Here is a 21,667-nt window from a genome sequence, read left to right as displayed (position 1 = left end):
ACCTACAGTTCGCTCTCTATTTCTTCTACCTGGGCATTATAGTCCTCGTCCAGCTGCTCATAGGTTTCCCTGAGCGGCAGTATATTCTGAAGCTGCAGTTCCTGGAGTCGATTGTTGTACTCCATGGAACTTTTGCGTTCCTGGTAGTATTTTCTGAACCCATAGTACATCTCGAGCGTCAGACTGCGTACACGGACAGCACTGTCGGTTTCGAGGTTCATCTGGTTGAACGTCTGGATATGGCCATCGATCAGCGGCAGCAGCACATTTTCTATGTGCTCCATCTTGGTGACCTGTGATTCATCCAGCTGAAGAATTTCAGATTCTGCTTCCAGCTCCGCACTATTTTCATTGATCTGCGAGATGATCGCATCGATCTCTTCAGTCTCCTCACCGCTTCCGGCCGAATCGATCACTTCATCCCGTTCTTCCTGATTTTCCATAAAGTCCTGACTCAGCTGTATGAGTTCTTCATTCGACCTGACGGACAAGGCGTATGTCTCGACATAGTCATTCAGCCCCTGGACGAAATTCTGCTTCACTTCCAGGCTTTCAGTATAAGTATCATGCAGATCAGCAAGCTGGTCATTCGTGACTTCTATATTCCCGACCTTATCATTCATCTGTTCGATCACCGGCATGATCTCCTGGTCCAGCGCTTCGCTGATTGCCGTAAGTTTTTCAAGATCGATGTCCGTATTTCTCGGAGAAAGCTCCTCTGGCAGACCGTCGATATCCAGCTGGCCCATTTTATTTTCATATTCAGTATCCAGCGCATGAACGTCTTCCATGCTGGTCATATAGTCCTCGAAGTTCTCTTTTAGACCTGGGCCGCAACCGGCACCAAGCATCGCGAACATCAGCACAAGGACACCATTCATCAATATTTTTCTGTGCAAAGAAAGTCACACTTTCACTATAGTATAGTCAGACACGGTGCGCGGGTTGCTAAACAAAATATAGCATACATCCTAAATCCTCACAACGGACATAACTTCGATTGGCAATGGCCCGGGCATTCCCTTATAATAGTATTAAGCATTTTCTTCTGAAAGGAAACATTATAGTGAACCATACTCAAATTGAACGAGACCTGAAAGCTCTGCTGGACCATTCTGAAATCAAACTTTATGAACCATTGAAAAAATATACATACACGCGTACCGGCGGGCCTGCCGATATCCACATTACCGTCCATGATATCGAAGATGCTTCCCGTGTCCTCGAGTATAGCCATGAAAACGATATACCGGTGACATATCTCGGTAATGGATCGAACATCATCATTCGTGATGGCGGAATCCGTGGCATCGTACTGAACCTGCTTGAACTGGATGACCTGTCGGAGTCGGACAATATAATCACTGCAGGCAGCGGTCGTGCCATCATAGACGTTTCGAACTACGCCCGGGACCTTTCGCTGTCCGGTCTGGAGTTTGCGTGCGGCATACCCGGAAGTGTCGGCGGTGCTGTGTATATGAATGCCGGTGCCTACGGTGGAGAGATCAAGGATTGCCTTCTTGAAGTCACCGTCCTGGATGAAACCGGAAAGAAGATCGTATTGAGCAATGCAGATCTTGGGCTGGACTATCGCAAAAGCATCGTCCAGGAGAATGGCTACGTGGTGGTCGAAGCGAAATTCGAGCTTGAACCGGGCGATATTGCCGATATTGAAAGCAGTATGGCCGACCTCACGGAACGCAGGGAAACAAAACAGCCATTGGAATTCCCTTCGTGCGGCAGTGTCTTCCAGAGACCACCTGGAAACTTCGCCGGCAAGCTCATCCAGGAAGCGGGACTGCAGGGATATCGCATCGGCGGTGTCGAAGTCTCAAGGAAACATGCCGGGTTCATGGTCAATGTCGACCATGGGACTGCAGGCGACTACGAAGCGCTGATTGAACACGTACAGAATACTGTAAATCGTCAGTTTGGTGTAGAGCTCAACCGTGAAGTCAGAATCATCGGCGATCCATTGTACAGGAACTCCGGAAACCATATCTAGACAGCATAGGAAAAAGGCCCATCACTGTGATGGGCCTTTTAATATCCGTCTACTGCTCAAGTGCCTGTTCGATCTCTTCAAGCTGACCGACTGTCGTCACGACGCCACCTGAAGCAAGGTACCAGAGTTTGGCATCCAGATCGACGACTCTGTCGTTCTTGATTGCATCCACATCCTGGAGTACATCGTTGTCGAGCACGCTGCTGGAAGCGGACTGTCCGCCGATTGCGCTGCCTCTGTCCAGAGCGAGGATGATGCCTGGGTTCCTATCATTGATATATTCATAGCTGATGGCCTGTCCGTGTCTTGTCGTTGAAATTTCTTCATCTACCGGTGCGAAGCCAAGCTCATCATAGAGATAACCGTAGCGTCCGCCTGGTCCGTGGGCTGAAAGTTCACCTTCATTTGCCATGACAAATAGCAGTGTTTCGTCAAAATCGGCAGCTTTCTGCTTCACTTCCTCGATTTTACTGTCGAGATCTGCTATCAGTGCTTCGGCTTCATCCGACTTGTTGTAGATCTTGCCGAGCATCTGGGTATAATGTCTGACTTCTTCAAAATAGTTGTCCGTTGAAGGTGCGACATAGAGAACCTGCGCATCCGGGGCTGCTTTTTCAAACTCACTGATGATTGTGGAATTTGCCTGACGTCCTGAAATCATGATGATTTCAGGTTGCAGTTCTGCAATTTTTTCGAAATCCGGATCTTTCAGACTGCCGAGATTTGCATATGCATCACCCTTATACTCCTCAAGCTGTTCAGGCAGTGTGCTGCCCCCGTCTCCTTTAGGAAGACCAACGACACTTTCCGCCTCTCCCAATGCGTGGATCGTAGAAAGCGCACCATAGTCGAATACGGCCACTTTTTCAGGATTTACCGGAACTTCCACAGTTTCTGATACTTCCTCGCTTGTTTCCTCTCCGTCTGCCGATTCGCCTGAGATGGCGAAGTTGTTCTCTACAGCCACTGTCTCTTTTTCTTCAGCGCCTGCTGCGGTGTCTTCGGAAGTTTCTTCCGTGCTGCTGCATGCTGCAAGTATCATAATCATCATTACAGTAATCAATAAGTATAGTTTCTTCATTTTGCATTCCTCTTTCCAAAGTGTGTTTTCAGCCCCCACTAAAAACATTCATATATCCGATAAGTCCCCATCACCTCCTTTAGTGTACACCGGGATGCACTACACCCTGAGATGGACCTGGTCTTCGATGAAGTCGTCCACGGAAGCGTCCTTATGTTCATCAAAATAGACACAGATCTGCTGGCCATAGATGCATTCGATATTGATATCCATCTCGTATATATCTTCAAGGATCTGCTTCTGTATGACATCGTCCTTCTTACCGCTGATGACGACTTCGCCATCCTTCATCGCGACGATATTATCTGAGTAGCAGGATGCAAAGTTGATGTCATGAATGACGATGATGATGGTCTTATTGCGCTCCCTTACAAGCCTTCTCAAAATCTGCATGATCTGGACGGAGTGTTTCATGTCGAGGTTGTTGAGCGGCTCATCCAAAAAGATGTATTCCGTATCCTGGGCGATTGTCATGGCGATGTAGACGCGCTGCCTCTGACCGCCGGACAGCTCATCGATGTAGCGGTCCTCGAAATCTTCAAGCTCCATGTAGCGGATGGCTTCATTGATGATTTCATGGTCCTTGTCATTGAGTCTGCCCTTCGTATATGGAAAGCGGCCGAAGCTGATCAGTTCACGTACTGTTATTTTCAGATCAAGGTTGTTTGACTGCTTCAAAATCGCGATCTTCTTTGCCAGCTTGTCACTCGGCGACTGCAGTATGTTCTCGCCTTCGAGCAGCACATCTCCGCTGTCCTGGTCGAGAAGCCGTGTCACCATGGACAGCAGCGTACTTTTACCGGCACCGTTCGGTCCGATGAAGGAAGTAACTTTACCTTTGGCAATTGAGACGGAAACATCATTGACCACTTTCTTTTGTCCGTAGATTTTTGAAATCCCTTTAAGATCGATCATCTTCGACTCTCCTTAAGCATTAGTATGATGAAGTATATGCCACCTGCGAGATTGATGATGACACTGATTTCAACCGCCTGTTTGAACACGTACTGTGTCAGCATCTGTCCGAGCAGAAGTGTAATGACTGCAATCAGTGTACTGCCGATAAGCAGGTAGCGGTGCTTGAACGTCCTGAACATTTCATGTGCCAGATTGACAACGAGAAGACCAAGAAACATGATTGGACCGACAAGGGCGGTGGCTACCGACACGAGTACTGCAATGATGAGCAGCAGTTGCGAAATCTTCCTGTCGTAGTTCACGCCCAGATTCACTGCGTGATCCCTGCCGAGTGCGATGACATCCAAGGAATGGAAGTCTTTCAGTACAATGACCAGCATGAGCAGTACAACCCCTCCGGTGATCCAGATCAGCGACTCATTGATTGCGTTGAAAGATGCAAACATCGAGCTCTGCAGGATGAGGAAGTCATCCGGATTTATGAGCATCTGCATGAATGATGACAGGCTGCTGAAAAATGTTCCAAGGATGATTCCGATAAGCAGCAGAAGAAATACATGGCTGCCGGTAAACTTGAACAGATACCTGAAGACCAGCACAGTGAACAGGACAAGTATAAGCATGCTTGCAATATAGTTGACGAAATCATTCATCAGCAGTATGGACTGTGCCCCACCGATGAATACGATGACTGTCTGGATGAACAGGTATACCGAATCGAGCCCCATGATGGATGGTGTCAGTATGCGGTTCCTGGTGATTGTCTGGAAGATTACCGTCGAGATGGCAATTGCTGTACCGACGATGATCATCGTTACGACCCGATTCAGACGCGAAGGAAGCTGATAGAACAGTATGTCGAAATTCAACTGGTAGAGGATATAGCATCCACCGATGACGAGCGTAAGTATTGAGAGTACTATCAGCAGACGGTTATTCTTTCTATCAAGCATTTGATTTCACCCTCCTGAATATCATGATCAGGAAGATGAAGCTTCCTATGACGCCGATCATCAGCCCTATGGATATTTCGTAGGGGAATATGATCAGACGGCCAAGAATGTCGCAGATCATGACAAAAACTGCACCCAGTACTGCAGTCAGAAGAATGGTGTTCTTCAGGTGGTCTCCCCGGAATATTGAGATAATATTCGGAATAATAAGTCCGAGGAAAGGCAGCATGCCTACAGTAACAACAACGAGTGCTGTAATTACTGCAGTGATAAGCAGACCAATATTGATTACCCGTCTATAGTTGAGCCCGAGGTTTTTTGAGAAGTCCTCCCCCATGCCGGCAATTGTAAACTGATTGGCATAGATCAGACCGATAATCAGGAATGGAACGCTTATGTATAGTACTTCGTACCGTCCGGATATGATTATCGAGAAGTCTCCCTGCAGCCAGCTGGACAAGGATTGGATCGAGTTTGTCCTCAGGCTGAGAAAGGTGGCAACACTTGAGACGACATTGCCGAGCATGAGTCCGATCAGCGGGACAAAAACAACATCCTTGAACTGGACGCGCTGGATGATCTGCATGAACAAAATCGTACCTGCAAGACTCAATGCAGATGCAAAAAGCAGCTTCACGAGAAGACTTGCTGTCGGGAAGAACATCAGTGCGATCAATATGCCGAGCCGAGCCCAGTCCATTGTCCCGGCCGTTGTAGGCGAAACGAATTTGTTGCGGGTCAGCTGCTGCATGATCAGTCCACATACACTCAAAGAGGCCCCCGCAATGATGATGGCGATGGTTCTTGGGAGCCGGCTATCCAGAATGATGTTCTTCTGATTATCATCCAGGTCGAAAAGATCTCCTGGAGCGAGATCGACAACCCCTACAAACATGGAAATGATGGATAACACAATCAATAATATAATCATGATGTCCAATCTGAAAAGTTTATGTATCATATTAATCCACCTTAATTGATAATGATTATCATCGATAATCATATCCACAATTATACACTTAAAGATGATATTTTCAAGGGAAACAAGGAGAAGAAAGCAAAAAACCACTCAATTTGAATTTGAGTGGCATACCGCTGAATATCAGCTGATGATTATGGTGTTTCCGTTCGGGATATCTTCCGATCCTGTAAGAATCGCCATGACTTTATTGATCGCCTGCAGATTTGTACGTTCCGGAGACTCGTCGTCGCCGAATGGCGGACGATAGCTCAATGCATAGACATCCACATCTTCCTTCCTCAGCTCACCAGCAGTGGAATGTGTCAATGCCTCGATTGCACCTGTGACGGTATAGTACAGGTTTCTTTCAAATACATCCTCGAATGATGGACCGATCACGTTGATGATCTTGGCATTCCCGCCATCCTCAAGCAATGGCCTCAGTGTACGGATTCCGAGGTAGGTTCCCCATACATGCTCATACATCACCGTATTGAATTCATCAAAAGAGACATCATAGACGGAACGGTTCTCTGTAAATATGGTGTGCACGAGAATGATGCCGTTCAATGTACTATAATCCTGCTCGATTTCTTCTACAGTAGCCAGCCAGTCGATTTCCTTCGACTGCTCCAGAAGAACCACCTTATGGTTCCCCTCCGAACTGCCTTGGATAGCCTCCAGGAGGTTGTCCAGTTCCACATGCTCAGTACCTGCCAGAATGACGTTTGCACCCCGCTGTGCCAGATGCATGGAGAGTTCCTTTCCTAGCGCTGTCACAGCATTCGATACAATATAAGTTTTATCCTGCAAATTCATGTTTTCCTCCTGATTTATGCTTCCAGTTTCTATACATATTGTAAACCCTAAAGGGCTTCATTACAATAATCAGCATCCGGAAGGAAAAACACAGCTATTCCACAGTAATCTCCTTCTGTGGCATCGTATGGAGCTGGAATGCGTCTACATGGGAGATGACTGTATACGTGCCTGCTTCATCAAATGTATGCTCGATTGTGTAGTTGCCATTCTCATCATGTTCCGCTTCGATCATTTCAAGGCTCTCCTCACCTTCGAGCACTTCGAACATGACACTGTCTGCGTCCTGTACATCTTCACCGTTCGAGTGGACGTGGGCTGTAAATTCAAGCGTTTCTCCTGTTCCAGCCGTTTCAGGCACTTCAAGATCGACTTCCAGTGACCGCACTTCATCTTCGCTTGCATGGTCATGGTTCATTTCCGCAGGCGCCTCTTCATTACCGCAGCCCGCCATGATGCCCATGGCCAGAATGGCAGCAGGCAGTAGTCGTTTCAACTTCACATAATCCTCTCCCTTTTTCTCTCATACCTAGAATCATAGCATGAATGATCCACTGCTGAATTTTCTTTTATTGAAGGTTGTTTGAAGTAATTATGGCAAATCCATGGCAAAATAAAAAGCCGATTTAGATCGGCTCTTTCATTCTAGCGTATCTTCTTCATGAGATTGGCCATCTCTATGGCGCCAAGTGCTGTTTCCGCACCCTTGTTTCCTGCTTTTGTTCCGGCACGTTCTATCGCCTGTTCGATGTTCTCGGTTGTAATGATGCCGAACATGACCGGCAGGCCTGTCTGGAGTCCAGCCTGGGAAATGCCTTTTGCCGCTTCGTTGCAGACATAATCGTAATGCGTCGTACTGCCGCGGATGACACATCCGAGCGCAACGACCGCGTCGTAGTTGCCGGATTCGGCCAGTGTTTTCGCAGCCAGTGGAATTTCAAAAGCACCTGGGACATAGACGAGGTCGATATCGTCTGTATTCACATCATGGCTGACGAGCGCACCTTCCGCGCCTGAAACAAGCTGGGATGTGATGAAGTCGTTGAACCTGCCTGCAACAATCGCAATTTTAAGATCTGTGCCGATCATTTTCGTATCTATTCTATTCATGTTTTTTCCTCCTAGAGCATATGTCCGAGTTTGTCTTTTTTCGTTTTCAAATAATCCTTGTTGCTGACGTTGGCCTTGATGATATGGCTCTGGCGGTTCACCTTGATGCCTTCCTCTTCCAGACCTTTGATCTTTCTCGGGTTGTTGCTCAGAAGTGTCACTTCACTGAGCCCGAGCTGGTGCAGCATTTCTGCTGCTACATCATATTTTCTGAGGTCGGCATCGAAACCGAGGTGTTCATTCGCGCTCACAGTGTCATATCCCTGCTCGATCAGTTCATACGCCTTGAGCTTGTTCATCAGACCGATGCCCCGGCCCTCCTGCCGCATATATAGGATGACACCACCCTGTTCATTGATGATATGCATCGCCCGATCGAGCTGCTCGCCGCAGTCGCAGCGCTGGCTATGGAATACATCACCGGTCAGGCACTCGGAGTGGATTCTGACTATGGCATTCTGTTTCAGTTCACCATGCACGAGCGCAAGATGCTCCTTGCCGGTATCATTGTCGACAAATCCATACATTTTGAATCTGCCATAGTCCGTCGGAAGCTGGATGGTGCTCTCGAGCGTGACGCCGGAATGCTTTTTCATATGATCCTTGAGGTCTTCTATCGTAATCATCTTAAGACCGTGCACCTGCTTATAATCCACCAGATCATCGAGTCGGGCCATCGTCCCGTCGTCATTCATGATTTCGCATATTACACCGACCGGTGCGGCGCCGGCAAGGCGTGCCAGATCTGTCGCCGCCTCAGTATGGCCCATGCGCTCGATGACGCCGCCCTTTCTGGACAGCAGCGGGAATACATGGCCCGGTGCGTTGAAGTCTTCGGGGCCGATGTCCTTCGCAGTCAGTGCCTGCATTGTCGCATGGCGCTCGTGGGCACTGATTCCGGTTGTGGTCGAGACGTGGTCGATGGACGTCGTAAAGGCGGTACCATGCGGATCACTGTTGTTGTTCACCATCTGGTTGAGTCCAGCCCTTTCCGCGATTTCAGCTGTTACCGGCGTACAGATCAGCCCCCGTCCATGGGTGGCCATGAAATTCACTTCCCTGGCACTGATGTATTCTGCAATACCGACCAGGTCACCTTCATTTTCGCGGTTCTCATCGTCGACTACAATGATCAGTTTGCCCTGCTTCAGATCTTCTACAGCAGATTCGATCGTATCAAACATGCCGCTCACCCATTTCCGCAATTGAATTGCCTTTCATTGAACCGGAGAAGCCGAGCAGGTGATCCACGTGCTTGATCAGCATATCCGCTTCGATATTGACCCGGTCATGAACCGTTTTGCCTGCGAGCGTCGTCCGCTCCTGCGTCTCTGGAATCAGGTTGAGGATGATCTCCGAATTCTCCACACTTATGTCGAACAATGTCAGGCTGATGCCGTCGATCGTCACCGACCCTTTGTGTACCATATACTTCATAAGCGACCGGGAGCACGCAATATGCATGACAACTGCACTGCCGTCGTTATGCACTTCTACAATCTCCCCTGTGCCGTCCACATGGCCTGATACGATATGTCCACCAAGACGCGTATTCAGCGTCAGAGCACGCTCCAGGTTGACGGACATGCCGGTGACGACCTGATCAAGGCTCGTCACCCGCTTCGTCTCGTTGACCATCTCCACTGTAAATGCATCATCCGTGAGTCTGGTCACCGTCAGACACGTACCGTTTACGCTGACCGAGTCTCCGAGTTTCAGGTCATCAAATGCACCTGTAGTGATTTCGAATATCGTATGTTCTCCTGTATCCTGTACTTCCTTCACTTTTCCTATCTGCTCAATAATACCTGTAAACATGGTGCTCAAGCCTTTCCATAAGTTAATTTAAGATCCGACCCGAGCTTTTCAACATCAATCAATTCAAGCTGGACAATTTCCTCCATGGAGGAGATCTGTTCCTTGTATAGTGCATGCCTCGATTCACCGAATATTTTCGGGGCAACGTATAACAATATCCGGTCGTACAACTGCTGCTTTATGAACGATGTCAGCACCGTGGCGCCACCTTCTACAAATAGAGAGGAGATGCCTTCGGCATAGAGGTCGGCGAGTATGGCATCGAGTGTCCATTCCCCGACCCTGACATCGCAGGTTTCATCATATTTCAAATTTGCTTCATTCGCCGTGTAGATGATCGGCCGTTTCGGATGATCGAGAATCTTCTGTCCGTCAGAAAGCTTTTCGCGCCCGAGCAGTATGACGGGCACCGGTGAATCTCCGCCACCTTCAATTCTCGCTGTCAGTTTCGGATCATCATGCATGAGGGTGCCGCCGCCGACCAGAATGGCATCGTGCAGATGCCGCTCATAGTGGACGTCAGTGCGTGCCGCCTCACCGGTGATCCATGTGCTTGTGCCATCATCCAGTGCAAGCTTGCCATCCAGGCTGACGGCGCACTTCAATGTTACATTCGGCCGGCCCGACTCGAGATGTCTGAAGAAAGGTGCGTAGAACCGGTCGATGGCTGTATCCGGTGTGTGCGCAACTTGCACACCTGCATCCAGCAGTACCTTGTGGCCGCTCACTTTCGGATTGAGATCCTTTGACGCATAGAAGACTCTGCTGATTCCTGCTTCGATGATCGCTTCTGTGCATGGCGGTGTCTTGCCATAATGGGAGCATGGCTCCAAAGTGACATAGATATCCGCACCTTGCGGACTTTCGTTGCAGCTTGCGAGTGCCTGCCGCTCTGCATGCGGCTTGCCGTAGCCGAGATGCGCGCCCATTCCGATCACTTTTCCTGCTTTGACTATAACGGCGCCGACTGCAGGATTCTTTCCTGTCTGGCCCACGGTCATGCGGGCCATTTCGAACGCCATATTCATATATCGATTCAAGTTTTTCCCTCCTGAATATAAAAAACGCCGATGAATTGTTATCCATCGGCGCTTAAAAATATATGCAGAAATAAGCATTGTCAGGCAATGCTGAATAAAACCTACTGTTGTGGATAAATCGGACAGACCTATCCATATCGTATGTTCTGCAATTCTTTCTCCCATCCAGACTCTCACTGTCGGCTCCAGAATTTTGACTGGATCAGCCACACCATCAAAGAATGATGCAGGTCGCGGGCTCGCCATAAGGCCTACCGCCGGTTGGGAATTCCACCCTGCCCCGAAAGAATGATTGTATTCAGTTGAAAAACTCTACCTCAATCATATTCCATTCATATGAATTGTCAAGACAATTGCCTGGATCTGCACACCCATAAAAAAACCAGGCCTAAAATGGACCTGGAGAGTAATGCTTCTATTTTACTTCATCAAAGATGAAGTCTTCATCCTGAATCGGCTCGACATTGAGTGCAATGACATAGCCATCACCTTTGACACTGAAGAAGTCGTGGTTCTTCGTTGTCGTATCCAGTGCATTCTCGATGATCGGGTTGAATGACTTTTCTTCGAAGTAGGGATCGAAGCCAAGGTTTGCCAATGCTTTGTTAGCATTGTACTGGACATAGTTGAGTACGTCTTCCGTCAGACCGAGGTTGTCATACAGGGACTTCGTATAGGATTCCTCATTGGCATAGAGCGCCTTCATGAGTTCATACATCTCCATGTCGGCACGTGCCTGCTCTTCAGCAGACAGTTCTGCTCTCAGTGACTGTGCATCGAGACCCGTGAATACACCGTGGATGGATTCATCGAGAAGAATCTTTCTGATGACCTCACCACTTGTCGTCATCCTGCCCTGACCGGCAAGATAAAGCGGATAATAGAATCCGGAATAGAATAGGAAAGACTCGAGAAATACGCTGGCAACACGTGCCATATACTGATCATAGACGGAGGCCTCTCTGCCGAACAGTTTATGATAGTACTGTACAATCTTATCGGATTTATATTTGAGGTGTTCATTTTCAATGACCCATTCATCTAGAAGTTCGTTGGTCTCCCTGGATGACAGGAGTGTCGAGAAGATGTGAGAATAGGATTTCGCATGGATCTGCTCCATCATGCCCATGAAGGAATAGACCGCCTTCTTGCGCAGGTCCTTTGTATGGAGCATGATGAGTGGCATGCCGTCATCCGCCTGATGGGTGTCGAGCCCGGTCAGTCCTGCCAATACTTTCTTGAATGTTTCCTTCTCGTCTTCTGTCAGGCTGGACCATGAACCAAGGTCTTTTGAAACCTTGAATTCTGATTCCACCCACATCTGTGAGATGTTCTGACGCCAAAAGACGTTCGTCATATCGTCCTCTTTATTCCAGTTTACTGCAATCATGTCATGACTCCTTTGTCTTCGCTCGATTGATTATACGGAACAGCTTGTGCATTCTTCGACGCTGAGCAGTTTGTTCCTTGTATAGTAGAGGGATTTCAGCCCTTTGTGGTGAGCGTATATATATAGTTTAGCGAGTTCTCTTGTAGAGATGTCGGAATTCACATAAAGAATGGTGCTGATGCCCTGGTCTATATGCTGCTGTATTGTTGCGATCATGTCGATGATCTTCATCTGATCGGTATTGAATGCACTCTTATAGAACCACATTGTCTCCGGAGACAGGAACGGCATCGGATAGAACGTTTCCGAGTTTCCGTATGTTCTGCGCTCGATGGAGTCCACAATCGGCATGACGGAGCTTGTTGCATTCTGTACGTAGGAGATGCTCTGCGTCGGTGCAATCGCCAGACGATATGCGTGGAACAGCCCATATTCCATGACCTCTTCAGAGAGGGCTTTCCAGTCCTGGCGCGTCGGCACGTGGATGTCGGCAAACAGTGCTGCGACCTTGTCGGATTTCGGTTCCACCGCTTCATTGATGTAGCGTTCGAAATATTTGCCTGTTGCATAGTCGGAGCGATCGAAATCCTGGAACGTTCTGCCACGCTCTTTGGCAATCATCATCGATTTCTCAAGAGAGTAGAAATTGAGCAGCATGAAGAATACGTTGGCAAAGTCTCTCGCCTCTTCGGATTCATAGCTGATCTTGTTCTTGGCAAGGTAGCCGTGGAGGTTCATTGCACCGAGACCGACGGAATGCAGCTCATCGTTCGCCTTTTTGACACCTGGTGCGTTGGCAATCGCTGTGGAGTCACTGACAACAGTCAGGGCCTCGATGCCATCATGTACGGATTCGCGTACTTTTCCGGAGTCCATGACATTGGCGATATTCAGTGAACCAAGATTGCAGGAGATGTCACGACGGATGACATCATCCGTACCATAGTCGTTGATTGTGGATGTTTCCTGAAGTTGGAAAATTTCAGTACACAGGTTGCTGATCTTGATCTGTCCGATATCCTTCAGTGGGTGGACCTTATTGGCATTGTCCTTGAACATGATATATGGATATCCAGATTGCAGCTGTGTCTGGGCAATCGTGTTCAGCATCTCACGCGCATCCATTCTGCGCTTTTTGACTTTATCATTCGCTACCAGTTCATCGTACATCTCATCCAGATTCATATCATCGAGCGGCTGGCCATACTCACGTTCAACCGTATGTGGCGCAAAAAGATAGAAAGGATCATTGTTTTTTGCCAGATCGAAGAATTTGGACGGGACAACAAGTCCGGTCGAAATGGTCGCAAGACGAAGATCCTCATCTGCGTTCACTTTCTTCGTATCCAGGAACTCAGGCAGGTCGTAGTGGAAGATGTTCAGATAGACTGCACCAGCGCCAGGCCTCTGACCCAGCTGATCGGCATAACCGAATCCGCCTTCAAGTGCTTTTGCTACCGGGAGTACACCTTTGGCAACGCCTTCGATGCCTTTGATCGCTTCCCCACGTGCACGGAGTTTGGACAGGTTGATGGCGACGCCACCCCCGATTTTGGAGAGCTGCTTCGCTGTAGAGTCGATGTAGTTGATGGAGTTCAGACTATCATCCACTTCGAGCAGGAAACATGAAACCATCTCCCCGCGTCTTGCGCGTCCTGCATTGAGGAATGTCGGTGTTGCCGGCTGATAACGCTGTTCGATCATGGAGATGACGAAACGCTTCGCCTGCGCCTTGTTCCCTCTCGCAAGATAGAGACTGACAATGACGACATGCTGCTTGTAGTCTTCAAGATACTGTTTCTTGTCATTGGTCTTCAATGTGTAGTCTTTGAAGAACTTGCTCGCAGCCATATAGCTTTTGAACTGGAAAGGGATGCTTTCGGCATAGTCCGAAATTTCCATGACATCCGCTTCGGAATATTCCTCAAACAGATTGTAGTAGAAGTCGTTATCCACCAGGTAATGAAGACGTTCAAGTTCAGTGTCGAAATGGATGGTCTTGTCCCGGACCTCTTCCATGAATACTTCGAGCGCCTCCTGGTCTTTATGCAACTGATAGAAACCCGTATCATCGCGCTTCGTCACTTCGTTGTTCAATTCAATATGATTGTATTTTTTCTCGTCCAATACTTTCATGTACAGCCCCTGCCTTTTCAATGAATTCTTCTCTGTCTTTTTGATTCCCATGGAGCTCAAACTTCATCAGCAATGGTACTCCATAGTCGTTGCTGATATGTTCCCCTGCACGTGCAAAATTCTGTCCCCAGTTCCGGTTGCCGCTTGAGGCGACCGCAAGCATGGATCCGTGATTCACCTCGAGGAATGACTTCACCTCATCCGGTACACCACCAAAACCATAGGTGCCTGTGACAAGTATGAACGGCTCCTCTATGCGCTCCCGGCAGTTCCCGGCCCGGATTTCATAAGTATCATGTTGTTCGGCCACTCCGGAATTCGTGATAAAACGCCTGACATTTCCTGTCATGGAATAGAATGCGATCAGCATGCCATCCCCCCTTTATCCTTACTCTGGCAAAATAAAATAATCGAACCTGCGTCCGACAATCATATAGTCCACCTTATTTTCTTTACACCTTTGCCCAGGGAATTAAACACAATATGTTGTGCCTTATGAAAAATTTACACACAACATATATGATTTACTTGTTCAATGATGCCATAACCATCCATAATTATCAATGGCATAAATAGACATTTCATTGGGAATAATGTCACTTAAATATACCCGAATCCGCACCATATGTATGTTATACTGTATCAAAAATTGTTTTGATTTTTTTCTTTAAAATTATGTCCCGATATAACTCTGAAATAAAATATAAATTGGAAATTAATTATGAATCTGGAGAGTCCTTCACATGAATAATACTTTAAAAGGCATCATCGCGCTTCTCATATCTTCCCTCGGCTTCAGCCTGATGGCACTGCTTGTAAAGTACAGCGGCGATCTGCCGACGGTCCAGAAGGCATTCTTCAGAAACTTTGTCGCAATGCTCGTCTCCCTCTCTTTTGCATTGTACTACAGAGCCAAGCTTTTTGGTCGCAAAGAGAATCAGGGACTTCTGATGCTGCGTTCTGCATTCGGCGTTGCGGGTGTCCTGCTCAATTTCTTCGCCATCGACAGGATGGTGCTGAGTGACGCGGACATCCTCAACAAGCTGAGCCCTTTCTTCACCATCATCCTCTGTGCCATCTTTCTGAAGGAGTACATAAGGAAGTACCAGATGATTGCAATCATCATCGCTTTCATCGGTGCCATATTCATCATCAAGCCATCATTCTCGAGCGACACGCTCTACGCTCTCGTGGGCGTGCTGGGTGCACTGTTTGCTGCAGGGGCCTACACTGTCCTAAGAGTGCTCGGCAGCCGCGAGAAGTTCTATACAGTGGTATTCTATTTCTCCTTCTTCTCATCAGTGGTGCTTCTGCCATTCTTCATCTGGCAGTTCGAGCCGATGACCATGACACAGTTCTGGCTGCTTGTCCTGGCGGGACTGTTTGCGGCATTCGGACAGTTCGGCCTGACCATTGCATACAGCTATGCACCAGCGAAGGAGATCTCCATATTCTTCTATTCCACAATACTGTATTCGGCAATCTTCAGCATCGTCTTCTTCAACGAAATTCCGGATATGCTGTCCATTCTCGGTTATGTCATCATCTTCTCGGCAGGCTTCTACATGTTCATGAGGAACAGGCCCCGAAAGCACGATAGCACCCCATAAGCACCAATATAAGCCGGCCATGGGCCGGCTTATTCTATTCTGTCCCCGCCATCTGCTTCTTGTATTCAGTGATGGTCTCGAGGAAGTATGGGCAGTAGTGCTTGAGCTTATAGTTGCCGACACCTTGTATATGGACCATATCCTGTTTCGTCTCGGGCACTTTCTTGGCGAATTCCCTGAGTATATTATCGGTGAAGATATTCTCTTCCTGGATACCATGCTTCCTGGCCAGCCGGCATCTTGTATCCGCAAGCTTTTCATACAGTATCTCATTCGGCGAACTGGCCGTGCTGATGTCGACCTTCTCGTTGAAGTACTTTCTGAAAGGTACTGTATATAGTGTCGCTTCATCCCCCAGTACTTCCCGACTCCTCTCCACAATATGGAGCTGGTCCGCCTTCAGATGCACATAGCCCCTGTAGATGAGCTCTTCGATGATATGGTTGATTTCGCTCGTCAGATAGTTCTCCATGGTGCCGAACGCACCCAGTGTATCGAGCTGGAAAGCCAGCACATTTTCAGCCGCTTCCCCGCGGAGTATCTGGATCGCCTGCTCCTTGGTCACAGGCATCTCGCTCTGTGCCACCAGATCCAGTACGAGCTTCGCCTCTATCGTCATGTCGTAGGTACGGCTTTCACTCAGGCAGTTCGAACACTCCCGGCATTCGACCACATACTCATCTGCATCAAAATATTTTGTAATGAAACTGCTCAGACATTTGGTTGTACGATTGTACTGGATCATGCGATCGAGCTTGGCACGCATATGATCCTTGTACTGCTCTGTGGAATTTGAACGGTCGATGAAGAACTGGTGCAGATTGACATCCCGCGGACTCGACAGCAGGATGCATTCACTCACTTTCCCATCCCGGCCGGCACGTCCGATCTCCTGGTAGTAGCTCTCCAGGTCACCAGGCAGGTTATGGTGGATGATGAAGCGGATATCCGGCTTGTCTATCCCCATTCCGAAAGCATTGGTCGCAACAGCGATGCCCACTTCCCCTGTAGTGAAGAGCCTCTGATTGAGGTTCCTCTCCTCTTTGCCGAGACCGCCATGGTAGATGACATTCCGGATACCGTGTTCTTCAAGATGAAGCGATATCTTCTCCACCTCGGCACGTGTTGCCGCATAGACGATACCCGGTGATCCAGGGTGGCTTCTGATATACGACTCTATGAACTGTTCACGCTGATAGGTGGGATCGACACTCAGGTGCAGATTCTCCCGTGCCACACTCGTTGTGAATACATGCGGCTGCTCGATCATCAGAAGCTCCTGGATGTTCTTCTGGACCTCTTCAGTCGCTGTTGCCGTCAATCCGACTGTAACAGCATCCGGTACGAGTCTTTTCAGTACGGGAATGATATTCTGATAGCTCGGTCTGAAGTCATGGCCCCATTTTGAAATGCAGTGCGCTTCATCAAATGCAATCAGTGACACATCAAGCCGCTTGATCAGCTCATTGAAATCATCATTGTTGAAGCGCTCCGGTGCCACATACAGGAACTGGTACTGCCCTGCTTCCAGGTTTGCCATGACAGTGTCGATTTCCTTCTTCTTCAATGTCGAATTCAAATAGGCGGCAGGGATATTCTGCGCGTTCAACGTGCCCACCTGATCCCGCATCAGGGAAATCAATGGGGAGATCACCAGCGTCAGACCCTCCAGTTTCAGCCCGGGCACCTGGAAACAGAGCGACTTGCCTGATCCTGTCGGCAGGACACCGAGCGTATTATGGCCTTTTAAAACCGATTCTATAATTTCCTTCTGCTTAGGTCTGAAATTTTCAAATCCGAAATACTGTTTTAGAATTTTTTCCATATCGAAACCAATCCCACCGTTCACTAGTCGTCACTATCATTCCTCTATTTCTGATATATCATTATACCGTATTTTCCTGCAGATTTGTTGCAGACACTAAATTTTTAAGATGAAAAAATAAAAATTCCGGGGCAGGCCCCGGAACAGAAAGTATTACATTTTCTCCTTGATCAGTTCCTTCGACAGTTTATAGTCGATGGCCTTGAACAGACTCTTCTTCCATAGATGATGCGCATACAGATTGGCGTGTGCATCATCCGCCTCGACGCATTTGAAGCGGACCTTCGAACCTGGACGCTTCTGGACAAGCTTATGCATATGATAGGACGGGATAGTGCCGACTTGAGGTGCAGTCGTATACGCATTGAAGTCGTTCAGTGCAAGTATAGGCTGCCCGTCTGCAATGTAGACGCCACCTTTGATCCCGGGATGTTCAATCCCAGTGTCCGATGTTTCGATCTCGTCACCTTCGAGATACAGGGCCACCCGGTATTTTTCATTTCTTACCGTATATTCCTCGGCTTCAATTGCTGCGTAGACGGCATCCGGTATGTCGGGACGTTTGACCAGATGGTACGTATCCGACAGATAGACTTCAACGAGGGCATATGTACCCACGCCCCAGCTCACTTCATGCTGCTGCTTCAGCATGTTGAACAGCTCATCATGCTGTGCAGTATAGTTTCTGCACATGACAACTTCATCACCTGATGCAAGTATGTTCGACCCTTCGACCTTGATGCCGCCTGCAACGGCCAGATAGACTCTGTTCCCTCTCGTGGATTCGCTGAAGACAAGCTCGTCTCCACGGTCGAACAGGTAGATTCTATTCACATAGATGCTGCGGTTTCCGGACTTCGCCTTGAATTCCGCGCCGGAGAATGCCGCGATGGTCGGTTCCGTAAATTTGATGACCCCGGGACGCACTGTCATTTCAATGGTCGGCTGATCAGGATCGTTGCCGACAAGCTGGTTGGCCAGCTGGTGCGCCAGGCGGTCGCATGCACCATTGTATTCATTGCCTTTGGCTGAATCCTCGCGATCGAGCGTCTGCAGAATTGTCAGCAGGCCGCTTTCCTGAATGATTAGACTCATATTGAAAACTCCATTCCTGTGAGAAATTCTCTGACTTCCTCTATGACGACATCACCAGGTTCAATGGTGTTGTGTTCCTCCATCACCCTGATGGGGGAGTAGTAGAAGGTGAGTGTGTTTCCGGTTGCGACCATATCCAGCAGATAGACATGGCTGCTATCTTTAAAAGACTGTTCCAGATCCTCACGCCTTGCAGGACTGAGCGGCTCCTGCTGCTGATACGTGATATGGCAGTCTCCATTGGCAAAAATCATGACTTGTTCCTCCTAAAAATTTCTCCTAATTCTCATTGTAGAAAATGGACAGTTCCTGTGCGGCAAAGTCGGTAATGCCGCTGATGATGAACTGGACGATGACAATGGCGGCGATGACACCGACAAAAGCGAAGAGCACACCGACAATCTTGACATCATTCTCGATGAGATAGCTCACTACAAAGTGCGTGAACATGACAATCGCGACCAGCAGTATTATTAAAAAAAGAGTTAGCATGCATTCACCTCGAAATATTCAGATCTATCCCAGCCTGTTCTTCAGGCTGCTGATCATTTGATCTCATGCATCATTCCCTTGCTGCATAAGGAAAATGATCTCATGGAATGCGTCCGGTATCAGACCCGGCCGCTTGCTGGTATCCATTATAATATAAAATGACCGGGAAATCACCGATGGTACTGCAACTGATGATGCAGGCCGGCTGCCCCATCCCGCCTATATCCACATTCCACCATATTACCACATTGCAATTTATTAAAGAAAATCAGAATATACGCTATATGGCGGATGAAAAAAATATTTCAGTACTGTAGAATGATTATGATCACTTTTTCGGAAATCGAAATAAATTTATCGAGTACAAAAACAAAAATAGTAAGAAGGTTGAAATTACATGTCGGATCAAAATCAGAAAATATGGACCAAGGACTTTATTCTTATCGTCATTGTCAACTTCTTCATATTCACCGCCTTCCAGATGACTCTGCCCACACTGCCGCTCTTTGTACAGGAGATCGGAGCAAGCGACCGCTGGATCGGAATCGTCGTCGGCATCTTCACATTCTCTGCCCTGCTCATCAGACCGAGCGCAGGCAAACTGCTCGACACGAAGGGCCGGGCACCGATATTCCTGACAGGTCTGGTCATCTTCGTCATCTCCATGTTTTCGCTTGCTGCAAGTTTCACCATATTCATGCTGCTGATGGTCAGAGTCATGCAAGGGGTCGGTTGGGGACTTTCCAGCACCTCTTCAGGTACGATTGCAACCGACCTCGTACCGAAGAAACGGCGCGGTGAGGGGCTCGGCTACTACGGCCTGAGCGCCAATATCGCACTCGCTTTCGGACCCGCACTCGGACTGTTTCTCGTGAATCACATTTCATTCACCATGCTTTTCTCACTATGCGGCATACTCGGTGCCGTCGCACTCATACTGGCCGCCAATATCAATTACCAGAAGCCGGATACGGAAGCGCCTGTCAGAAACAAGAGCACCTACGTACCACGGTTCGACATTGTCGAGATGCGCGCATTGCCGGCTGCTTCCCTGCTCTTCTTCATCACTGTCACATTCGGCGGCATTGCGACATTCCTGCCCGTCTACACGTACCAGCAGGGATTCGACTCCACCTATATCCAGTTCTACTTCGTCATTTACGCGGCATTCCTGATGCTGTCACGCCTGCTTGCCGGAAGACTGTATGACAAAAAAGGCATCGCCATCGTATTCGTTCCGGGTTCCCTGTCCATCATCGCCGCCATGCTCATGCTCGGGTTCCTGCCGAGCCCGGCATACCTGTTCATTGCAGCAGCACTCTATGGCTTCGGATTCGGCTGTGTCCAGCCCGCGCTTCAGGCGTGGGCCGTCAACCGTGTTGAAAACAACAGGCGCGGCATGGCCAATGCCACATTCTTTTCCGCTTTCGATCTCGGTGTCGGCCTCGGAGCCATCAGCTATGGTTTCGTTGCCGAAGCATTCGGCTACAGCACCATCTACTTCACCAGCGCAGTCAGTGTGACAATCGCACTCATCCTCTTCCTCTTCATCATGCAGAGATACAAAAAGGAACAATCCCAGATGACAAAAATGCCATAAGTTGTTTAACACTCCAAATCCATGGGTATTCATTCTACTAGAACGACGTTTTATTAACTTACTAAAACAGACAAACGAACACACAAGGAGGAATTATCCATGGGTTGGATTATTACATTAATCGTAGGCGGCATCATTGGTTGGCTCGCCGGACTTATTCTAGGTAAAGACGTACCATTCGGTATTATCGGAAACATTATTGCTGGACTTGTCGGTGCTGCAATTGCAAATGCACTCGGACTGAGCTTCGGTCCTGAAGTCGGCGGCGTAAGCATCATCGGTGGCCTGATCGGCGCAATCATTCTGATACTGATTGTTTCATTCATCATGAAGGCACTCGGTGGCGGCAGAAGAGCATAATTGAACTGAAACCCTCGTAACTTGAAGTTACGAGGGTTTTTTGTCTGCCATCCTGTCTTCAGTATCCTGGATCAGCCAGCGCGAGTCCCTGCCGTCCTCAAGACGCTGTCTTTCCCGTTCCTCCTTCATCCGATCGAGCTCCAGCTGCATCTGCTTATTCTCGATAATGAAGTTTTCCTGTCTGAGCTGCTCCAATTCCTTCTCTTCCTGTATTTTCATTATATCCAGCTTTTGCGACTTCTGCTTATGGCGGAGATTGATGGCATAGAGCGGAACAGAAAAGAAAAGCACTACCGGGACAGTTGCAATCAAAAATTCAAAAACACCCATGTGGACACCACCCTCTTTTATTACATACAGTTTAGCATAATTGGATTCCTTTTTTGAATAATTTAGAAAAATCAAGGCGGGATCTAGGAAAGTGAGGCACACTTCAATATAATGGACCTGAAGA

The 21,667-nt window shown here is 48.2% G+C and carries 23 protein-coding genes and 1 riboswitch; of the genes, 4 read left to right on the top strand and 19 right to left on the bottom strand.

Features of this window, described 5'->3' with window-relative positions:
• Window positions 1-2: 2 nt before the first annotated feature.
• Complete coding sequence (locus FO441_RS12175) at window positions 3-899, bottom strand: EMYY motif lipoprotein (RefSeq protein ID WP_246095147.1); 897 nt, start codon at window positions 897-899, stop codon at window positions 3-5.
• Window positions 900-1,066: 167 nt separating this feature from the next.
• Between FO441_RS12175 and murB the strand changes: the two genes are divergently transcribed.
• Window positions 1,067-2,005, top strand: coding sequence for a UDP-N-acetylmuramate dehydrogenase (gene murB, locus FO441_RS12170; RefSeq protein WP_145290660.1), 939 nt, complete (start codon window positions 1,067-1,069; stop codon window positions 2,003-2,005).
• Window positions 2,006-2,054: 49 nt separating this feature from the next.
• On the opposite strand, the gene FO441_RS12165 is transcribed toward murB, so the two are convergent.
• The 13 genes from FO441_RS12165 to nrdI all read right to left on the bottom strand — a co-directional run bounded on the left by FO441_RS12165 (window position 2,055) and on the right by nrdI (window position 14,601).
• Entirely contained in the window at window positions 2,055-3,086 is a 1,032-nt protein-coding gene (locus tag FO441_RS12165; RefSeq protein ID WP_145290657.1) for a siderophore ABC transporter substrate-binding protein, read from the bottom strand.
• Between the two features lie 99 nt (window positions 3,087-3,185).
• On the bottom strand, window positions 3,186-4,001 hold the full coding sequence (locus tag FO441_RS12160; RefSeq protein ID WP_145290654.1) for an iron ABC transporter ATP-binding protein: 816 nt from the start codon (window positions 3,999-4,001) through the stop codon (window positions 3,186-3,188).
• A complete protein-coding gene (locus FO441_RS12155) occupies window positions 3,998-4,957 on the bottom strand; it encodes an iron chelate uptake ABC transporter family permease subunit (protein WP_145290653.1) in 960 nt (319 codons plus the stop codon). The genes FO441_RS12160 and FO441_RS12155 overlap by 4 nt, the downstream gene beginning before the upstream one ends.
• Window positions 4,950-5,918, bottom strand: a complete 969-nt coding sequence (locus FO441_RS12150) for an ABC transporter permease (protein ID WP_145290649.1) — start codon at window positions 5,916-5,918, stop codon at window positions 4,950-4,952. Before FO441_RS12150 ends, FO441_RS12155 begins: the two co-directional genes overlap by 8 nt.
• Window positions 5,919-6,059: 141 nt before the next feature.
• Entirely contained in the window at window positions 6,060-6,737 is a 678-nt protein-coding gene (locus tag FO441_RS12145) for an SDR family NAD(P)-dependent oxidoreductase (protein WP_145290646.1), read from the bottom strand.
• 94 nt (window positions 6,738-6,831) lie between these two features.
• Window positions 6,832-7,239, bottom strand: a complete 408-nt coding sequence (locus FO441_RS12140; RefSeq protein WP_237605494.1) for a FixH family protein — start codon at window positions 7,237-7,239, stop codon at window positions 6,832-6,834.
• 143 nt (window positions 7,240-7,382) lie between these two features.
• Window positions 7,383-7,847 carry a 6,7-dimethyl-8-ribityllumazine synthase gene (gene ribH / locus FO441_RS12135; RefSeq protein ID WP_145290644.1) on the bottom strand — a complete coding sequence of 155 codons (465 nt, stop codon included), beginning with the start codon at window positions 7,845-7,847 and terminating at the stop codon, window positions 7,383-7,385.
• A gap of 11 nt (window positions 7,848-7,858) precedes the next feature.
• A complete protein-coding gene (gene ribA / locus FO441_RS12130; RefSeq protein WP_145290642.1) occupies window positions 7,859-9,031 on the bottom strand; it encodes a GTP cyclohydrolase II in 1,173 nt (390 codons plus the stop codon).
• A complete protein-coding gene (locus FO441_RS12125) occupies window positions 9,024-9,665 on the bottom strand; it encodes a riboflavin synthase (protein ID WP_145290639.1) in 642 nt (213 codons plus the stop codon). The genes ribA and FO441_RS12125 overlap by 8 nt, the downstream gene beginning before the upstream one ends.
• Window positions 9,666-9,670: 5 nt before the next feature.
• On the bottom strand, window positions 9,671-10,705 hold the full coding sequence (gene ribD / locus FO441_RS12120) for a bifunctional diaminohydroxyphosphoribosylaminopyrimidine deaminase/5-amino-6-(5-phosphoribosylamino)uracil reductase RibD (protein ID WP_237605497.1): 1,035 nt from the start codon (window positions 10,703-10,705) through the stop codon (window positions 9,671-9,673).
• Window positions 10,706-10,854: 149 nt separating this feature from the next.
• Window positions 10,855-10,997, bottom strand: a riboswitch (FMN riboswitch).
• A 123-nt stretch (window positions 10,998-11,120) separates the two neighbouring features.
• Entirely contained in the window at window positions 11,121-12,095 is a 975-nt protein-coding gene (nrdF, locus tag FO441_RS12115; RefSeq protein ID WP_145290636.1) for a class 1b ribonucleoside-diphosphate reductase subunit beta, read from the bottom strand.
• Window positions 12,096-12,125: 30 nt separating this feature from the next.
• A complete protein-coding gene (gene nrdE / locus FO441_RS12110; protein WP_145290633.1) occupies window positions 12,126-14,231 on the bottom strand; it encodes a class 1b ribonucleoside-diphosphate reductase subunit alpha in 2,106 nt (701 codons plus the stop codon).
• Window positions 14,194-14,601, bottom strand: a complete 408-nt coding sequence (gene nrdI / locus FO441_RS12105; protein WP_145290629.1) for a class Ib ribonucleoside-diphosphate reductase assembly flavoprotein NrdI — start codon at window positions 14,599-14,601, stop codon at window positions 14,194-14,196. Before nrdI ends, nrdE begins: the two co-directional genes overlap by 38 nt.
• Before the next feature lie 373 nt (window positions 14,602-14,974).
• Between nrdI and FO441_RS12100 the strand changes: the two genes are divergently transcribed.
• Window positions 14,975-15,841 (top strand): DMT family transporter, encoded by an 867-nt coding sequence (locus FO441_RS12100; protein WP_145290626.1) that lies wholly within the window; start codon window positions 14,975-14,977, stop codon window positions 15,839-15,841.
• A 34-nt stretch (window positions 15,842-15,875) separates the two neighbouring features.
• On the opposite strand, the gene recQ is transcribed toward FO441_RS12100, so the two are convergent.
• From recQ to FO441_RS12080, 4 genes are all read right to left on the bottom strand, one after another.
• On the bottom strand, window positions 15,876-17,666 hold the full coding sequence (recQ, locus tag FO441_RS12095) for a DNA helicase RecQ (protein ID WP_145290623.1): 1,791 nt from the start codon (window positions 17,664-17,666) through the stop codon (window positions 15,876-15,878).
• A 153-nt stretch (window positions 17,667-17,819) separates the two neighbouring features.
• Window positions 17,820-18,761 carry a 5-oxoprolinase subunit C family protein gene (locus FO441_RS12090; protein ID WP_145290620.1) on the bottom strand — a complete coding sequence of 314 codons (942 nt, stop codon included), beginning with the start codon at window positions 18,759-18,761 and terminating at the stop codon, window positions 17,820-17,822.
• Complete coding sequence (locus FO441_RS12085; RefSeq protein ID WP_145290618.1) at window positions 18,758-19,015, bottom strand: hypothetical protein; 258 nt, start codon at window positions 19,013-19,015, stop codon at window positions 18,758-18,760. The genes FO441_RS12090 and FO441_RS12085 overlap by 4 nt, the downstream gene beginning before the upstream one ends.
• Window positions 19,016-19,040: 25 nt before the next feature.
• Window positions 19,041-19,253 carry a hypothetical protein gene (locus FO441_RS12080; protein ID WP_145290615.1) on the bottom strand — a complete coding sequence of 71 codons (213 nt, stop codon included), beginning with the start codon at window positions 19,251-19,253 and terminating at the stop codon, window positions 19,041-19,043.
• 397 nt (window positions 19,254-19,650) lie between these two features.
• On the opposite strand from FO441_RS12080, the gene FO441_RS12075 reads away from it, so the two are divergent.
• Together FO441_RS12075 and FO441_RS12070 are read left to right on the top strand one after the other, a co-directional pair.
• On the top strand, window positions 19,651-20,853 hold the full coding sequence (locus FO441_RS12075) for an MFS transporter (RefSeq protein ID WP_145290612.1): 1,203 nt from the start codon (window positions 19,651-19,653) through the stop codon (window positions 20,851-20,853).
• A gap of 99 nt (window positions 20,854-20,952) precedes the next feature.
• Window positions 20,953-21,213, top strand: a complete 261-nt coding sequence (locus FO441_RS12070; protein WP_145290609.1) for a GlsB/YeaQ/YmgE family stress response membrane protein — start codon at window positions 20,953-20,955, stop codon at window positions 21,211-21,213.
• 27 nt (window positions 21,214-21,240) lie between these two features.
• Here FO441_RS12070 and FO441_RS12065 read toward each other — a convergent pair whose 3' ends face one another.
• On the bottom strand, window positions 21,241-21,543 hold the full coding sequence (locus FO441_RS12065; protein ID WP_145290606.1) for a hypothetical protein: 303 nt from the start codon (window positions 21,541-21,543) through the stop codon (window positions 21,241-21,243).
• Window positions 21,544-21,667 lie beyond the last annotated feature (124 nt).

It is taken from the genome of Salinicoccus cyprini (assembly GCF_007713705.1).
Classification (GTDB): Bacteria; Bacillota; Bacilli; order Staphylococcales; family Salinicoccaceae; genus Salinicoccus; species Salinicoccus cyprini.
Note: the sequence above shows the minus strand (reverse complement) of the source record. Positions and strands in the feature narration are given on the sequence as shown.

Coding starts and splice junctions, on each gene's coding strand:
- FO441_RS12165 (WP_145290657.1), bottom strand. CDS start 3,086: ATGAAGAAACTATACTTATTGATTACTGTAATGATGATTATGATACTT.
- FO441_RS12160 (WP_145290654.1), bottom strand. CDS start 4,001: ATGATCGATCTTAAAGGGATTTCAAAAATCTACGGACAAAAGAAAGTG.
- FO441_RS12155 (WP_145290653.1), bottom strand. CDS start 4,957: ATGCTTGATAGAAAGAATAACCGTCTGCTGATAGTACTCTCAATACTT.
- FO441_RS12150 (WP_145290649.1), bottom strand. CDS start 5,918: ATGATACATAAACTTTTCAGATTGGACATCATGATTATATTATTGATT.
- FO441_RS12145 (WP_145290646.1), bottom strand. CDS start 6,737: ATGAATTTGCAGGATAAAACTTATATTGTATCGAATGCTGTGACAGCG.
- ribH (WP_145290644.1), bottom strand. CDS start 7,847: ATGAATAGAATAGATACGAAAATGATCGGCACAGATCTTAAAATTGCG.
- ribA (WP_145290642.1), bottom strand. CDS start 9,031: ATGTTTGATACGATCGAATCTGCTGTAGAAGATCTGAAGCAGGGCAAA.
- FO441_RS12125 (WP_145290639.1), bottom strand. CDS start 9,665: ATGTTTACAGGTATTATTGAGCAGATAGGAAAAGTGAAGGAAGTACAG.
- nrdF (WP_145290636.1), bottom strand. CDS start 12,095: ATGATTGCAGTAAACTGGAATAAAGAGGACGATATGACGAACGTCTTT.
- nrdE (WP_145290633.1), bottom strand. CDS start 14,231: ATGAAAGTATTGGACGAGAAAAAATACAATCATATTGAATTGAACAAC.
- nrdI (WP_145290629.1), bottom strand. CDS start 14,601: ATGCTGATCGCATTCTATTCCATGACAGGAAATGTCAGGCGTTTTATC.
- FO441_RS12100 (WP_145290626.1), top strand. CDS start 14,975: ATGAATAATACTTTAAAAGGCATCATCGCGCTTCTCATATCTTCCCTC.
- recQ (WP_145290623.1), bottom strand. CDS start 17,666: ATGGAAAAAATTCTAAAACAGTATTTCGGATTTGAAAATTTCAGACCT.
- FO441_RS12090 (WP_145290620.1), bottom strand. CDS start 18,761: ATGAGTCTAATCATTCAGGAAAGCGGCCTGCTGACAATTCTGCAGACG.
- FO441_RS12085 (WP_145290618.1), bottom strand. CDS start 19,015: ATGATTTTTGCCAATGGAGACTGCCATATCACGTATCAGCAGCAGGAG.
- FO441_RS12080 (WP_145290615.1), bottom strand. CDS start 19,253: ATGCTAACTCTTTTTTTAATAATACTGCTGGTCGCGATTGTCATGTTC.
- FO441_RS12075 (WP_145290612.1), top strand. CDS start 19,651: ATGTCGGATCAAAATCAGAAAATATGGACCAAGGACTTTATTCTTATC.
- FO441_RS12070 (WP_145290609.1), top strand. CDS start 20,953: ATGGGTTGGATTATTACATTAATCGTAGGCGGCATCATTGGTTGGCTC.
- FO441_RS12065 (WP_145290606.1), bottom strand. CDS start 21,543: ATGGGTGTTTTTGAATTTTTGATTGCAACTGTCCCGGTAGTGCTTTTC.